Origin of the sequence: Ktedonosporobacter rubrisoli, from assembly GCF_004208415.1 — a bacterium.
Lineage (GTDB): Bacteria > Chloroflexota > Ktedonobacteria > Ktedonobacterales > Ktedonobacteraceae > Ktedonosporobacter > Ktedonosporobacter rubrisoli.
Map to the genome: position 1 here is coordinate 2,659,714 of NZ_CP035758.1, position 14,662 is coordinate 2,674,375.

General features: G+C 51.1%; 15 protein-coding genes. 2 read left to right on the plus strand and 13 right to left on the minus strand.

Annotated features, from left to right (window positions below):
* Window positions 1-115: 115 nt before the first annotated feature.
* Complete coding sequence (locus tag EPA93_RS12165; RefSeq protein ID WP_129887767.1) at window positions 116-1,081, minus strand: type II CAAX endopeptidase family protein; 966 nt, start codon at window positions 1,079-1,081, stop codon at window positions 116-118.
* Window positions 1,082-1,686: 605 nt separating this feature from the next.
* Here EPA93_RS12165 and EPA93_RS12170 point away from each other — a divergent pair.
* Window positions 1,687-2,913 carry a cytochrome P450 gene (locus EPA93_RS12170; RefSeq protein ID WP_207229516.1) on the plus strand — a complete coding sequence of 409 codons (1,227 nt, stop codon included), beginning with the start codon at window positions 1,687-1,689 and terminating at the stop codon, window positions 2,911-2,913.
* Window positions 2,914-3,075: 162 nt separating this feature from the next.
* On the opposite strand, the gene EPA93_RS12175 is transcribed toward EPA93_RS12170, so the two are convergent.
* Window positions 3,076-3,687 (minus strand): hypothetical protein, encoded by a 612-nt coding sequence (locus tag EPA93_RS12175; RefSeq protein ID WP_129887769.1) that lies wholly within the window; start codon window positions 3,685-3,687, stop codon window positions 3,076-3,078.
* 435 nt (window positions 3,688-4,122) lie between these two features.
* Between EPA93_RS12175 and EPA93_RS12180 the strand changes: the two genes are divergently transcribed.
* Window positions 4,123-4,326 carry a hypothetical protein gene (locus EPA93_RS12180; RefSeq protein ID WP_129887771.1) on the plus strand — a complete coding sequence of 68 codons (204 nt, stop codon included), beginning with the start codon at window positions 4,123-4,125 and terminating at the stop codon, window positions 4,324-4,326.
* A 405-nt stretch (window positions 4,327-4,731) separates the two neighbouring features.
* Here the strand turns inward: EPA93_RS12180 and EPA93_RS12185 are convergent, their stop codons facing one another.
* From EPA93_RS12185 to EPA93_RS12235, 11 genes are all read right to left on the minus strand, one after another.
* On the minus strand, window positions 4,732-5,211 hold the full coding sequence (locus EPA93_RS12185; protein ID WP_129887773.1) for a dihydrofolate reductase: 480 nt from the start codon (window positions 5,209-5,211) through the stop codon (window positions 4,732-4,734).
* Window positions 5,208-6,002 (minus strand): thymidylate synthase, encoded by a 795-nt coding sequence (locus EPA93_RS12190; RefSeq protein WP_129887775.1) that lies wholly within the window; start codon window positions 6,000-6,002, stop codon window positions 5,208-5,210. The genes EPA93_RS12185 and EPA93_RS12190 overlap by 4 nt, the downstream gene beginning before the upstream one ends.
* A 214-nt stretch (window positions 6,003-6,216) precedes the next feature.
* Window positions 6,217-7,434: an alpha/beta hydrolase family protein gene (locus EPA93_RS12195; protein ID WP_129887777.1), complete on the minus strand. Its 1,218-nt coding sequence runs from the start codon at window positions 7,432-7,434 to the stop codon at window positions 6,217-6,219.
* A gap of 102 nt (window positions 7,435-7,536) precedes the next feature.
* On the minus strand, window positions 7,537-8,454 hold the full coding sequence (locus tag EPA93_RS12200) for an ABC transporter permease (RefSeq protein WP_129887779.1): 918 nt from the start codon (window positions 8,452-8,454) through the stop codon (window positions 7,537-7,539).
* Window positions 8,451-9,425, minus strand: a complete 975-nt coding sequence (locus tag EPA93_RS12205; protein ID WP_129887781.1) for an ABC transporter ATP-binding protein — start codon at window positions 9,423-9,425, stop codon at window positions 8,451-8,453. Before EPA93_RS12205 ends, EPA93_RS12200 begins: the two co-directional genes overlap by 4 nt.
* Window positions 9,426-9,593: 168 nt before the next feature.
* The gene (locus EPA93_RS12210; RefSeq protein ID WP_129887783.1) at window positions 9,594-10,517 is read right to left on the minus strand and encodes a hypothetical protein; all 924 of its coding nucleotides are present in this window, start codon (window positions 10,515-10,517) and stop codon (window positions 9,594-9,596) included.
* Window positions 10,514-10,828 (minus strand): PadR family transcriptional regulator, encoded by a 315-nt coding sequence (locus EPA93_RS12215; protein ID WP_129887785.1) that lies wholly within the window; start codon window positions 10,826-10,828, stop codon window positions 10,514-10,516. Before EPA93_RS12215 ends, EPA93_RS12210 begins: the two co-directional genes overlap by 4 nt.
* 276 nt (window positions 10,829-11,104) lie before the next feature.
* Window positions 11,105-11,689: a hypothetical protein gene (locus EPA93_RS12220; protein WP_129887787.1), complete on the minus strand. Its 585-nt coding sequence runs from the start codon at window positions 11,687-11,689 to the stop codon at window positions 11,105-11,107.
* Window positions 11,690-12,130: 441 nt separating this feature from the next.
* Complete coding sequence (gene cas6 / locus EPA93_RS12225; RefSeq protein ID WP_129887789.1) at window positions 12,131-12,805, minus strand: CRISPR system precrRNA processing endoribonuclease RAMP protein Cas6; 675 nt, start codon at window positions 12,803-12,805, stop codon at window positions 12,131-12,133.
* Window positions 12,806-12,867: 62 nt separating this feature from the next.
* Window positions 12,868-13,137: a hypothetical protein gene (locus tag EPA93_RS12230; RefSeq protein ID WP_129887791.1), complete on the minus strand. Its 270-nt coding sequence runs from the start codon at window positions 13,135-13,137 to the stop codon at window positions 12,868-12,870.
* Window positions 13,138-13,458: 321 nt separating this feature from the next.
* On the minus strand, window positions 13,459-14,562 hold the full coding sequence (locus EPA93_RS12235) for an inorganic phosphate transporter (RefSeq protein WP_129887793.1): 1,104 nt from the start codon (window positions 14,560-14,562) through the stop codon (window positions 13,459-13,461).
* Window positions 14,563-14,662: the final 100 nt, after the last annotated feature.

Consider the following 14,662-nt stretch of genomic DNA (forward strand, 5'->3'; position numbering starts at 1 on the left):
AACAGAGAGAAGAAGGATCTCCAGGCGTTTTGGATCGAGCTTTATGCTCGATCCGGGATATTCAAAAAGGGTCCAGCGCTTTTTAAGAGCGCGATGTTGCAGGTTTCAATGTTCTTTACACCCTGTATGTGTTGCTTTTAAACTTATGATCTTCTGCTTCAGGTTCATCGGCTATGCGCGCTTGCCAATCAATAGGGTGGCCGCGCAAGGACTGCCAGAGCACGAAGAGCACAATTCCTAGTATGAGAACAGTAAATTTAGCGATGAGGAAAAGCTCGGGAGCAAGCGCCAGTCTGAGCAGGGCAAGAGAACTTGTGGAAACCAGGTAGGTGCGGCCTATTTCAATTGAGAAGATGTGGAAGCCCATATTCATGTAGAGATTATTTTTGGCAATGCACAGGATCTGCATCAAAGAGCCAAACAAGAGCATATCTGGGATATAGGTCGCTAGATTTCCGGCCGGCCCTGCACCCTTTAGGCCCAGCCATGCTGAGATGATGGTTGCGCACACATAGCTGCTTGTAAACATAAGCGATTGCAATATAATAGCAAGCCAGCAAGGAAGATGACTGTTAAGGTTGCGATAAACGTAGCCGCGGTAGGATGGCTCTTCTATCAGTGGTTCGCTTATGAAGGCGGTCAGAAGGCTAAAAAGTAAGCCAGCTAGAATAGTTGTATTGGCTTGCAGGGCGACAACTTTTACCTGGCCCAGCGCGATCAGTGTTCCGTACACGAGGCCGTACAGCAAAAGTGCAAAGCCAATTCCTTGCAGGAAATTCACAAGGCTTTTGCGCGACAGATTCAACCCCAGCGATCGCCACGAGCGCCGATCCACAAAGCGCCTGAATAGAGCTGTCTGACCAAGGACCAGGCCTGGATAGATGACAGTCATTGCCGCATAAACCAAAATGGTATTGTGACTTGCTATAGCCAGGTTGCCTAGAGCAAGATAAAGAAGTAAGATCAGCACAGTGCCTAGCCAGAAGAAAGCCATTCTCCAGAAGAGATTGAGCCGTTTAGGAGGGGCCTGAAAAGCGCTTTGGGGTAGGAAAGGGATGTGTGGATCTGATGATTCTAGCATACTATGTACCTCTTTAGCTGAAATTTGTTTGCCTCAGACTATGTATTTCAACCCCGTTACCATGTAAGGTTGAGAGCTGTTGTCGTTCTTAAAGAGATACTACTGCAGAGCAGGCCACATAAAGATGTGAGCCATGTCATATATCTTGTCACTATTTTAGTGTGACAGGAGTCATGCCAGGCTATGATTATTTTCAGAAACGATTGTGGAGAAGGATTGCATGGCGATGGCGGCAAGCATGTTTTTTTATCATTTTGCGCAGTAAAACCCTCATATGTATGGGTGCGATGCCTCACAAAGCTGTTTTTCAACTTAACTGCTTACTCCAGAGAACTTTCTATGCGCAACGTGCCTCGTTCTGCATCCGGGTAGAATAAGGCTCTATAAGTAATGCCGGTAACCTGCTCCATAGATAGAAAGTAAGCAACCTAACGGGGGACTCTTGCGTAGATATAAGTAAGATCCTGTCGATTCCCCTGGGGAAGATAGAAAAGGGAGAGGGGAGCAGTCTTTTTCACCTTTTTTAGGAAAAAGGAACATGCTAAAAAGAGGGGACAGATAGGCAGTTAGTGGGATAGAAAAGATGAGGAAAGGAATGGTTAAGAATGACGATCTCATCTCAGCAAACGCATGACGAAGAAATGCAAAAACCATCAAGGCCACGAGGAGAAATCAAGCTGCCAGAGCAGGCGATGAGCCTTGATCCTTTTCCCTGGTATCGTTCTATGCGCGAGAGCCAGCCCGTCTACTTCGATACAGAGAATCAGTTCTGGCATGTGTTTAAATATGAGGATGCTTCGAGCATTCTCAATGATCCTGCGACCTTTTCGTCAGAAGTGTTTCAACGCCTGGCCACGGAAGAGGAGAAGAAGCAAGCGACAGCGGAGCCAAGTATCCTCAATCTGGACCCTCCGCGCCATCGGCAACTGCGCTCGCTGGTTACGCAGGCCTTTACACCTCGTACTGTCGCTAATTTGACGCCACGGATTAGCGAGATTGTCAATGAATATCTGGACCGGGTTATAGATCAAGGGCGAATGGATATCATTGCAGACCTGGCATATCCATTGCCGGTTATCGTTATTGCTGAGCTGTTGGGAATACCTACCCAGGATCGGGATCTTTTCAAGCACTGGTCGGATACGATTGTCAGCCTGCGGCGCGAGGAGGCTATACAGGCTGGACGCGAGATGAACGAATATCTGAAACAGGTCACAGAGCAGCGGCGCAAAGCTCCTCGGGATGATTTGATCAGCAAATTGCTGGCGGCCGAAGTCGAAGGACAGAAGCTAAGCGAGGGTGAATTACTGAGCTTTTATGGGCTCTTGCTGGTTGCTGGCAACGAAACAACAACCAACCTGATCGGTAATGCAATCATCTGCTTTGATGAACATCCAGAAGCCATAGAGCGCCTGCGAGCTCAGCCTGACCTGTTGTCAGGAGCGATTGAGGAGGTATTGCGCTACCGCTCTCCCGTGCAACGGCTTGTTCGCGTCACAACCACTGACACCACGCTGGGTGGACACAAGATCAAGGCTGGCCAGCTTGTCTCACCCTGGTTGGGCTCAGCCAATCGTGACGAGGCACAGTTCCCCAATCCCGATACCTTTGATATCAGCAGAGCGCCGAATCGGCATCTTGCCTTTGGTCATGGCATTCACTTTTGTGTCGGGGCTCCGCTCTCGCGTCTGGAGGCAAGGGTTGCTCTGGGCAGTATGCTTGCCCGTTTCGGGGAGATCAAGCGAGATCGCGCGCATCCCTTAGAGCGCATTCCAGCTGCCTCTGCCTTCTTTGGCGTCCAAAAGCTTCCCATCACCTTTAGCGCAAGATAGTGCTGTGCTCATGACTACAACCCTCCATTGTTCATGCTTCCTGGATATGCCAGGTCACGGACAATGGAGGGTGCTAAACCTGTTTTGCTTCTTCCTACCATGTGTTAAGACGGATGGAAGATAAAACAATTGTCAAGACAAAAAGTGAGGTGGGTAGCCGTTCTATCTTGCCTTCTTGGGTCCCAGAACTAATAGTAGCCCTCCTGCAGCTATCAGGGCCATGCCTAAAAAGTAGCCCCAGGTGCCAGGACGCCAGTAGTTGCTACTGATTGCTGCATCTATAAACCAGTAATGCAAGAGTATGCCGAGAACGCCGCTGGCTGCTAGAATGAGTGACCAGCGCATATGCTGCTGTTTTATACGCGGTATCACCTGTTGTGCTATCAACACAATCAGTGCCAGGAGGGGTAGTGCCAGCTCTAGCCACCACTTGTCATCGAGAACCTGGCTGGCAAGAAAGTAGCCCGAATAGTTACTGTAATAAGGCATGATAAGAAACGAAAGTATCGCAAGTACTGCTCCAGCAGCAGTCAGTAATCCTCTGCCACCAAGAAACTTGACCAATCCCTGCCAGAGCTGTGCCGCTGTCCCCCGCTTGGGAGCAATCCCTCCCTGCCCACTATCATGGCTCATGTTACCTGGATAGGCATATTGAGGAGTTTGCGATACAAAAGTTGGTTGCGCTTGCTGTGGGTCATAGGGAGGATACGGGTTGAAGCTATAGGGGTCTTGCGTGTATGGGTGTTGTGGCTCCTGTACGGGATCTTGATGCATCCTGCTACCTCCTTGAATATAGCACAACGAAATTTCTATTTTAGAAGTATACCTTATTTGACTGAGATTACTATGAGAAAATCGACGAATTGAATGTGGAACATCTCACCATCTCTAAAGTTGACTTAGCTCTGCAGGGGCAAAGGATTTGTGGCGCCCTTTTATCGCCTTCAGAGAGGAGATCGCGTGCATTAACCCTTGCGTGCTTTCCTGGTCTGCTTTAGCGATTGTGGGTAGCCAGAAAAGAGAAAAAGTACTGGCCCAGTTGGCCATCTGGCTATGCATGTGCTGTCAGACATGATATGATCAAGGTACACCAGTCTCATATTGTCCGATATATCAGCTTATGAGCAAACATACTAGTGGGCAGGAAGTTACCTGGTATTCTCTACAACAGAATATCGATAAATGGTGGAGAAAACGGAAGAGGGGGATATGAGCAAGGGGAAGCAACTGCGTTATACGGTTAAAGCTGGTGATGCAACGATCTATACGGGCACCGAGAGAGAGGCTGCCCTGGATGCCCTCCAGAAGGCGATGAAGGCGCCTGAATATGAATATAAAAAAGTTGTCTATTCTGTAAATAGAACACCAGTGGTTACCATCTGGCCACGCAGAAAAATAGAAGGCTCACAATAAGAGAGCCGCGTGGTAGCGCTTCCAGGCTTATTGTGCTTGCTATACGTTATATTAACGCCAAGGCAAGCAATACGTCTGCTAATAGGCGAGTACGTTAGCGCCTGTATAGTATCATGTTGATGGCGAGCCTTATCGACGGTTTTGCGTTAGAGGCAGCCCAAAGCTGCAGCATGCGATCATCGCTGCCCGAGACGCTATGTTTGCCGCCGGGCCGCCCTGGCCCGGTAATGTCATGCCCTTAAGCAGGTACAGGTATGTATTGCTTGCCAGGCAGTCTGCTTCGTGGCTAACATAGCATAATTGCTAGAGCTTCCCTATGAGCTATTTCACTAATGCATAGATGCGCGTCCATTAAAGCTGTAAGCTCTCCCTCCTCGGAAGAGCAGAAAGAGCTCAGGCAAATCCTTATGAGGGACGCTTGCGTTCATAGACGAAAAAGGTATGAGGGAAGGGATTTTTCTCATCCACAAGGCCCTCCTGAGAGGCACGCAAGGTGAAGCTCTGCTGATCCCAGGCGGGAAAGAAGCGATCGCCCTCCACGTCAAGCTCAATCTCGGTTATGTAGAGACGATCGGCCAGCGGCAGAAATTGGCGGTAGACCTCTTCTCCACCGATAATGAATACATCGCCAAGGGAGAGCACATCCTCGATACTGTGGGCAACCTCGATGCCGGGTTGCTCAAGCGTGTGACGCCGTGTAAGAACCACGTTTCGCCGCTTTGGCAAGGGACGTCCCAGCGATGCGAAGGTTGTGTATCCCATAACGATGGTATGCCCACTGGTTGTGCGCTTGAAGTATTGCATATCGTCAGGCAGGTGCCAGGGGATCGTACCCTGTTTTCCGATAACGCGCCCATGCGCATAGGCGGCAATCAGACTGATCATACAGCAATAGCTCCCTTGATGTGTGGATGAGCTCGATAATTAAGGATCTCTATATCCTCAAAGGTAAAATCAAAGATCGATTTGACCTCTGGATTGAGCTTCAGCGTCGGTAGTGGTAAAGGCGTACGCGTCAGTTGCTCCTTGACCTGCTCAATGTGGTTCAGGTAGAGATGCGCATCGCCAAGGGTATGAATAAATTCGCCGACCTGTAGCCCGCAGACGTGAGCAATCATATGCGTCAGCAGCGCGTAGCTGGCGATGTTGAAAGGAACGCCTAGAAATGTATCGCCACTGCGCTGATAGAGCTGGCATGATAGAGCACCCTGGGCTACATAAAATTGAAAGAGGCAATGGCAGGGCGGCAAGGCCATTTCATCTATCTCGCTCGGATTCCAGGCACTTACGACCAGCCGGCGCGAGTCTGGATTGCGCTTGATTTCATCGATGACCCATTGGATCTGATCCACGGTTTGGTCGTTTGCCCCGCTAAATGAGCGCCATTGCTTGCCATAAACCGGTCCTAGCTCGCCCTGTTCGTCGGCCCAGGCATCCCAGATATGGACATTATGTTTGTTGAGATAGCGTATATTGGTATCTCCCTGGAGAAACCAGAGGAGTTCATAAATAATAGATCGAGTATACAGTTTTTTGGTAGTGAGCAGAGGGAAGCCTTTGCGCAAATCGAAGCGCATCTGATGGCCAAAGACGCTTAGCGTACCTGTGCCTGTGCGATCTTCTTTTTTGATTCCCTCGCTAAGGATTCGTTGACACAGATCTAAATAAGCTCGCATAAAATCCTCCCTTCCAGTCCCGCAACCCTGGCTGTCCTCTGTTTGCGCTCAAGTAGAGTTGCTGTCTGGTCGATGACAATTGTGCCACAAATTTAGCATCTCTGCCAGTCCCGCTAATGCTCGATCACCTGACGACTAGCGTGCACAAGAAATCGAAAGAGGAAAGCTTCTCAGCTCTCCTCTCTGACCAAGATTTGTACTTATTAGGCTGCGCTCAGGGCTTAAAAAATTGCACTTCTGGATAAGCGCTCGTTGGGCCTTGCAGCAAGGGCGATGGCGTATTGTTAAGGTACTTATCGAAGAAGGCGCGCACATAGGCGCGTGTGATCTGCAGTCCGCGCACCCCGTCTATTGGACCAAGCATGTCTAGAAGGCGCAGTGGCGAGAAGTAGGCTGCGTAGTCTGAGAAATTGAAGTGTCTTGTATCTTTGATATTAAGGTGATAGGCCTCGCCCGCTGGCACTGTGCGCAAGATGGCCTGAACTCCTTGCTGAAAAGTGTGGCAGTCGGCATCGCAGGGATTCTCCTCGGATTGAATCACCATGAAGGGTTTGGTAAGGCCTGTTTGGAGCACATCACCTAATAACGTACCATCGAGGTCAATGCCTGCTTTACAGCGCGTGTCCATATGGCAAACCTGGGCAGATGTGGCGCCGCCAAAGGAATGCCCGAAAATGCCGAGACGTGTGAGGTCAAGATGCTGACTCCACATATTTCCTGCCGTGGCATTTAAGTGCTCAAGCTGATTCATGGTGAATATCACATCCCTGGCCCAGACCGACACAATCTTATTGCCCTTAACCTCCAGGTTATCATTATCGCCAGGTTTCCCGGCATTAGTTGCCTCAGCAACGCGGCCATCAGGAAAGACGATCATATTGGCGCTATAGGTTGGGTTAATGGCAAAGATGATATAGCCATGGCTGGCAAGGTCCTCGATCAGCGTTGTGTATTGCGCCGGGATATTGCCCATGCCGGGCTCGAAAATGAGCACGGGATAGCGTGCTTCATTCGTTGCCAGCTGAGCATGAGCGAAGCTATGGGTCTGGATAGAGTCATAGCTCTGCACGATCTTGAGTCCAAAGGCAGCCGAATGCTGTTGATCGTTGAGATCTCCCCATTTTGGCGGCAGGTAAGGCGCGGTCTGCGCTCCCGTTGGGCGTACTGCCGGATACCAGGCCCAGACCACTAGCTCTCTTTTCGTGCCGGGTCGTGGCGCCAGGCTATCCTCGCGCGACTGGTCGGTCCAATCGTACTCCATGCGACCGACAGCGTAGGGGCCGGTAGGAGTGGGAAGCATGACAGTTTGATGGCTACGAACAGCGATAAAGGCGATGCCAGAAGCGATGATGAGAACCAGAATGAGTAGCAGGCCCAGAAAAATCTTCGCCAGAATCTTTAGCCACTTGCGAAAAGGTACATGTGAAGGCATAGAGAATCTCCCAATTCTAGCTTGAATGCACGCACAAAAATCTCCTTGTTGCTGCTAAAAGGCCGTCAGCAACTTGTGTTCTTCTTACAGTTGGCCAAAGGTTTACTCCTTGATGTCGCGCTTCCAGGTTGGAATGAGGGCGAGCACAAGGAAGACAAGCGCATAGGCAGCGCCGACCCAGAGCGCGTGTGACCCACTCACATGCACCATAGGTTCGAGGCCGAAGGCTTCAAAGCCTGTGCGGGCAGCTTTAGGGAGAAGCATTTCGGGCAGGCGATTGAGCAAGGGTCCCAGCAAATAGGCTGAGAGGTTAAGCCAGAAATCGTTATGGAGTAATTGTGCCAGCACACTCGTAAAAGGCGAGGCAAAGTTATCAAGAGGGAACCAGAGCAGCGAGGCGCTCAGACCAATGGTAAGGGAGCGACCGAGGGCGTTCATGGCTGCGGCTAGCAGGATCGTTATGAGCATGTTGAAGGCGACAGTGAACACATCGATCCCACTATTTGACCAGAAAGCCGGCGTAATAGCACTGAGCGCATGCAGATTGCCAGCCATAATAAGTAGTTGCACACAGATGAGCAGAGCTAACAATAGGATAAATAGCACCAGGAGTAGCAGGGCCATAGCGGCCAGCATGACAAGTTTCGCAAGGAGGAGCTGCACGCGGCCAGCTCCCCGCGCCAGCAGAATGCGAATGGTACCGTACTGATACTCGTATCCAATGCTGAACGAGGTCAGAATGAGCAGAAAGATGCCTGAAAGGATACGAAAAATGACAAGATTGCTTTCTACAGTATAATAAAGAAAATGCAATGGCGTGTGTTGAAGATCGGTTTGTACTGCCCGTTGGGTAGCTCCGAGCAGGAAGCCGAGCATACATCCAGCGTACAGGATGATCAGCATGATCCAGAAGAGGCGCGCGGTTTTCACAAATTCCCCGCGCACCATACTCAAAAATCTGGCATGCAAGCGGGCCTGGGTACTAGATTCTGGCGTGAGAATAGCGCTAGAGGTACTCATTGGGCCTTGTCTCCTTCATGGTTGTTGATAAGAGAGAAGAAAACCTCCTCAAGATTTTGTGTCGCGGGTGCCAGGCTTTCGGGCGGAAAGCCGGCCTGAGCCAGAAAGGCATAGAGCTCGCGTCCGCTATCACCAGGGGCTGATGTGAGCAGGCGCCCGTCATCGTCAAGGCGAGCCTGCGCGCCCCAGGGCTGTTTTTTGAGCAAGTCGAGAGCCTCCTGTGACTGCTCAAGCTCGACCACATACTCGCCCTGTCCACGGGTTAACTCAGCGACGGTTTTATTTGCGACGAGCTGACCGGCATTGAGGAAGATGACGCGCGAGCAAATCTGCTGCACCTCGCCCAGGAAATGGCTGGAAAGAAAGACAGTCTTGCCCTCATTGGCGAGCCGCTGGAGCAGATCACGCATCTCGACGATGCCGGCAGGATCGAGGCCGTTAGCTGGCTCATCGAGGATGAGTAGATCAGGATCGTTGAGCAGGGCGATAGCAAGGCCCAGGCGCTGTTTCATGCCCAGCGAATAGGTGCGCACCCGATCTCTCTGGCGCGCTTGCAGTCCAACTAGCTCCAGAACCTCTTCAATGCGCTGGCGCGATACGCCACCAAGGACCGCGCCCATGGCTCGTAAATTCTCGCAGCCCGTCAGATGCTGGTAAAGGGCTGGCATCTCAACTAATGCGCCGACGTGCGGCAACAGGAAGTCGCGCTCACTGGCCAGGTCGCGCCCAAAGATTTCGACCCGCCCGCCTGTAGGCGCGATCAGGCCAAGAATCATGCGAATTGTGGTAGTCTTTCCGGCTCCGTTGGGACCCAGGAAGCCCACAATCTCGCCATGCTTGATTTCCAGGTTTAAGTGCTTAACGGCGAGCCGTGCGCCATATTGTTTGGTCAGCTCAATTGTACGCAGGATAACTGGAGCTGACTGCGCTGCTGGAGCAGCAGCTTGCGTTAAGGCATGGTCTGCCTGCATAGTATCTAACTCCTTTACATAACTTTCCGTGCGATTTTTTAGACATGACGACCTATCAACAGGACCTCATGATGAAAATAGGAGAACTGTTGCTGGTAAATCTTATTCTGGGGTGGCCTGTTGCTTAAGCAGGCCACCTTGTAGCTAGCATGAGGTAGCTGGTTGTATTCAGCGAGAGCTCATGCGCAATGCAGCACGCGCCGAGAGTGCGCGCCTGAGTGAAAGCGTGGCTAGACTACACGCCAGGACCATCATAAGCACAATACCAAGCCAGGTGCCAGAAGTACTTGTTCCTACAATCCCGCTATTGCCTGCCAGAAGTTGCGGCGCATTCTTATATAGACCAATTCCCCAGATCGCGATAGCCGTAAGCACCATTCCCATAGCGAGCGTAACGAGGATCGAGGGCAGCACAGCAAAGCCCAAAAGCTTTCCAGGGATCTCGCTATGTGTGACGGCAAGGCACAGAGCGCCTGTACTGACAATAGCTACGCAAAGAACTGTCGCTAAAAAGGTGCCCCGATAGAGAAAGGTCAGCCAGAGAGGCTGGAGCCCGGAATGATCAAGTACTTTCAGAAGTGACAAGATCAAGACGAAAAACGCAAAGGCCAGAAAAGGCACAGTCAGCAGGAACAAGGGAGTATAGCGCCTGCGGGCAAGCGCAGACTTGATGATAGCCATAGCGATGGGTAGGCCACCAGCGATCCCGCCTAGAAGGGCGATGACTGCACCAATTATAACGAGTTGAAATGAGATGCCCACAAGACTTGCACTCTGGCTAACTTGCTGAAAAGTTCCATCCTCTGTCATTTTCTGAAAGCCCATGCCGGCGAGCAGAAAGCCGATAAATGCGCAGAACAGGATCAGCAGAGAGCTGCGCAGAGCCAGATGCAGCCGTCTCAGCTTGTCTGGCAAGGGTAACGTTTTCGTACCAAGCTGTGGATGAAGATGCACGTCAAGAGCTCCACGCAGAACATCAAGCGCCTCAAATAGAGAAAAAGGCTGAGATGCAAATACAAGTAAAAACTCATCCTCATAGCGCTCTCGCCAGGCCAATGGATAGAGATAGAGCAGCAGTTTATGGATCTTCATAGCGTTGCTAGCCTCCGCAAGCCAAGCGTAGCAAACGCTTCCATACTGCTAAGTTGTTCGCGAAGGAAAGCGATTCCTGCAGAGGTTAAGCAATAAGGGCGGCGCCCGCGCTCCTCCGCAGGAAGTGCCTCAATCAAGCCTTGTTCCTCTAGTCGGGCGATGGCTCCGTAGAGAGTCCCGGTTCCCATCCTCACCTGCGCAATGGCCTCAATATCCTCTCTAATGGCGTAGCCATGCTTTTTCCCGCCCGCCAGACTGGCTAAGATCAGCATAGATGGCTCCGAAAAGCGCCCAAGATCGGGCATACCCATACAGGCGTTCCTCCTCATCATATAGTCAGTTTGCTGATATGTCATTTGCTGATATGTCGTTGGGCGTACTATAGAGGAAAATGGAGGGAGATGTCAAGTTCCTCGTGTGCATGAGAAAGACGTTCCGCGTGTAGGCGAGATAGGTTTTAAGTGCAGCGTGCTCAATGAATCGCGCTGATTGCAGGCGGAGATGGCATCAATTCATGCGAGAGGCAAAGTGAGCGGAGCGTCACGGCGGCGCCCGCTCGTTGTGAGGGCATGCTATATCGTCGCCGGTCAGGAAGTAGTGGCTGCCTTATCCACCATTTTTGAAGAGATCAAAGCAAAATGCTTGCCGTCCCAGCGGTAGTTACGGATGATCTGCACATTGGGACAGCAATGAGGTACATTTGGTCCATAGTTGCTTCCTGACAGGCGAATCACACCATTGTTGATTGTCACGCTATCAACGCTGCCCAAAGCATCGCCCTGTGCTTGATCATAGGATGCTGGTAACTCGGCCAGCAGACGTGGATGTTTTGCATCGCCAGTGTAGACGAAGACGTGAACGCCGCCAAAATCAGCACCTGTGCAGCTATAAGGGATGGCGGCCTCGGGGCGCTGATCTCCTGTTAAATCGCCGTAGACGGGCTTATAAACCTGGAAAAGGATGCCCTTATCCCTGGCCTTACCATCTTTTGCTTGAAAGGTGTGGGTGCTACTATAGCAGGTGGTGGAATAGGTGAAGTTTTTCCAATCGACCTGGGTGAGAGAGTCCGTGTTTGTGGCCGTTGTGTGGCTCTGAGGGGCTTGTGACTGGGCTGCTGTGCCGCATCCCGCCAGAATACAGACAAGAAGGCCGAGCAAGAAATACCGACGCATCTCTCTAATCTCCTCTTTCTGAAAATAAAATAAGTAGTAGCAATAGCATACTCTGCTTCATAAAAATATTAGATATTGTAGACAGATTATAGTTACATCTGGCCAGAGAAATTAGAGTAATTTCGCCTTTGGCCCGAGGCCATTATCAAGCCTGCGAGCAGATGAGATAAAGAAATGCCAGTGGCTTGAAGCTCTCTAGCCCGCCAGAACTATTGCTCATCATCTAAGCTTGCTTATTAAGCTGTCCTACAAATCTCCCTCCTAGAAAGCATACCCATCTGGCAGGCAGATAGCAAGTTTATTTCTACTCATTTTCCAGAAGTGTGTACAGCGTCTGCAAAGCCTTCGCCTGAGGCTCATGGTCAGGCACACGCTAGAGGCGATATTTCCCGAACGGGGCTGCGCGTAGAGCCTGACCGGAATGATAGGTCCGTCAAGATTCTATGGAAATGGTTTTCTTGCCTGTTCGATCGTATAGTTTCCATTGCCTTTGACTGCGTTCTTCCCCACATGAATTAACTCTCCGATGCGCAGAAGCCCAAGGAAAGGCTCTAGCTGGCCGGCAAAGGTCACCCTGCCAAGCAGGCCTCCGATTTGGGTTGCCCTTTTCTGGCGCTGCGAATAGCTGCGCAAATCTTGCCATTGCATCTGATCGTCGATGCAGCGAATTGCCTCGGCCTGACGCCAGAGATCAGCCATTACGGTTTTATCAAGGCTAAGCTCTGCGTTTCCATAGTAACGTTCAAAGGCAAGGTAGCGCTCTAGCAAACGTTGAATGAGCGGACGAAAGGTAGGATAATGGACCAGGCGTTCTCTATCCACTAAGCGTAACGGAGTGACGAAATTGAGGGTAATGGTTTCCTTATCGAGTTGCTCAGCGTAGTAAAGGCATTCTCGCGCCTCGACACGAAGCGGGGGAACCTGAACCAGGCCCTTGCCAGGCTCATAGATCGTCTGGCTCTGATGCGTAAATGGGTGCAGATTTTCAACCCGCTCAATTTTAAAACGGCCGCGCCTGCCGGCGTTGGTATCGAGGCGGCGGCCGAGCCCCTCCTCTTCTAATTGGGGTAGCGCGAGCATAATATAGGGCAAAAGCTGGGTAATGTTGCCGATCAAGGTCAGACCAAAGGAGAATTGTTCGCCAGGCTGGTAGAGTCGGGCCCCTTCCAGAGGCGGGATCAGTACATAGGGGCGGGAATATCTCGTCCCCAGATGCTTTCTTCGCGCAGCGGCGCAACGAGAGCGCTAACCGGACAACTGCTATGAAGTGGGCAGGACGCGCATGAGGACGCGCTTCTATTGGTGCAGAAGCGGAACCAGATGGTGTGGAAGAGCGAGCCGCGTAGGGCGGCTCCGCTGAAGGCATCGAGCTCTAATGGTGTTGTGGCACGCACTGTAAACCAGAGATGGGTAGTAGTCAGAGTTGCGGATCGAAGAAATGTATGCATCCTATACCTCAAAAATATGCTGTAACCAGCCATAAACATATATTATATGCGACTATCAACATGGCAACATAAAGCGGAGCAATGAGCAATACCTATACGAAAACACTTGCATTTTCAGTGTGCAAATATATAGACCATTGATGATACCTCCGTTTCCCACAACTATGCTCAAGAAACATCGAGTCGAAAATAGTTATCTATAGCCGAGTATAGCGAACATAAGCAAAGAGCACAAGCCAAACAAGGGAAAGTAGATAAAATGGGTAAAGTTTTCTGTTGAGTGTTTTATCACTGTAAAGAGAGCTATCCTTACATGAGCTATCAGCGCAAGTGAAACAGGAGCTGCGCTAACCATTCAAGGATGGAGGCCATGATGATTCCCGAGAGTGGACCAATAAGCCATCCCCGCAAAATGCCAAGGATTTGTTGGCGTTGCACAGTTTCTCGCCCACGCGCCAACCCTGCGCCAGCCATAGCGCCGATCAAGGCTTGATTCATAGAGGTAAATAGCCCCTGCGTAACCGCCAGTAGTACGACCAGGGCCTGTACTCCCTGGGCGGCGCTAGCCATAGTGAGATCCATCTTTACGACATCAAAGGCTACAGTTTTAAGAATACGGCGTCCCCAGGTGAGCGTGCCAACAGCCATCGCAATTCCTCCAATCAGGCCGGCTAGAGGAAGGGAGAAGAGATGCGTGAGGATAAATACTCCGGTAGCGTTGGAAACGTCGTTAGCTCCCAGTACGAAGGATGCTGCAATCCCGACGCAAACAAGTAACAATGGTAAGCTACGGAGCGCAAGTAGAGTGAGAAAGGAGATGTGTGAGGTATTAGCAGGAGGAATGGCTTGCGCCTCGCGAGCCAGGCCGGGAAATGCCTGTGAGAACCAGTGCTTGTCGGACCGGGTTGACGGGACCCTGGCTTGAAGCTGAGTTTGTGCTCGGGCAAGCTCCAGGGGTACCACCAGATCAAGCAGGCGCGTGAAGAGAAAGCCAAGGCCAAAGGCGAGTAGGGGAGCGCAAACCCAGACCACAGCCAGCTTACTGATTGTGATCCAGTAGATTGGAATCTTGCCTGCCAATCCCACGCCGACCACGCAAAATACGAGAATCTGAATAGTAGAAGTCGGGATCTTCTGATAGTTGTAGAGTAGAGTCAAGCTACCAGCAGAGAGGACGATTATGATAGCATCGGGGATAGTGACCAGGCGATCGTTGATGATATGCAGACCTACAGTTGTCTCTACGCCTCCCGAGGCGAAAGTTGCACCAAGGATGGTCAGGACAGCAATCAGGATGAGCGCTGGCCACAGTGCAATCGAGCGAGCCGCGTAGGGCATACCCATTACGGCTCCTGTATAATGGACCCCTAGATTCCAGGCAAAACCGACAGCAACGACAATGAGTATAATGCTACTTATTAGCACTTCTCTCCTCCCTCAAGTGCAGCAAGAGTGGCGGGCTGTGATAGGGCGATTCTGATTGAAATGCGGTACAAAAACGCTCATATCCCTGGTTAAGGTTAGT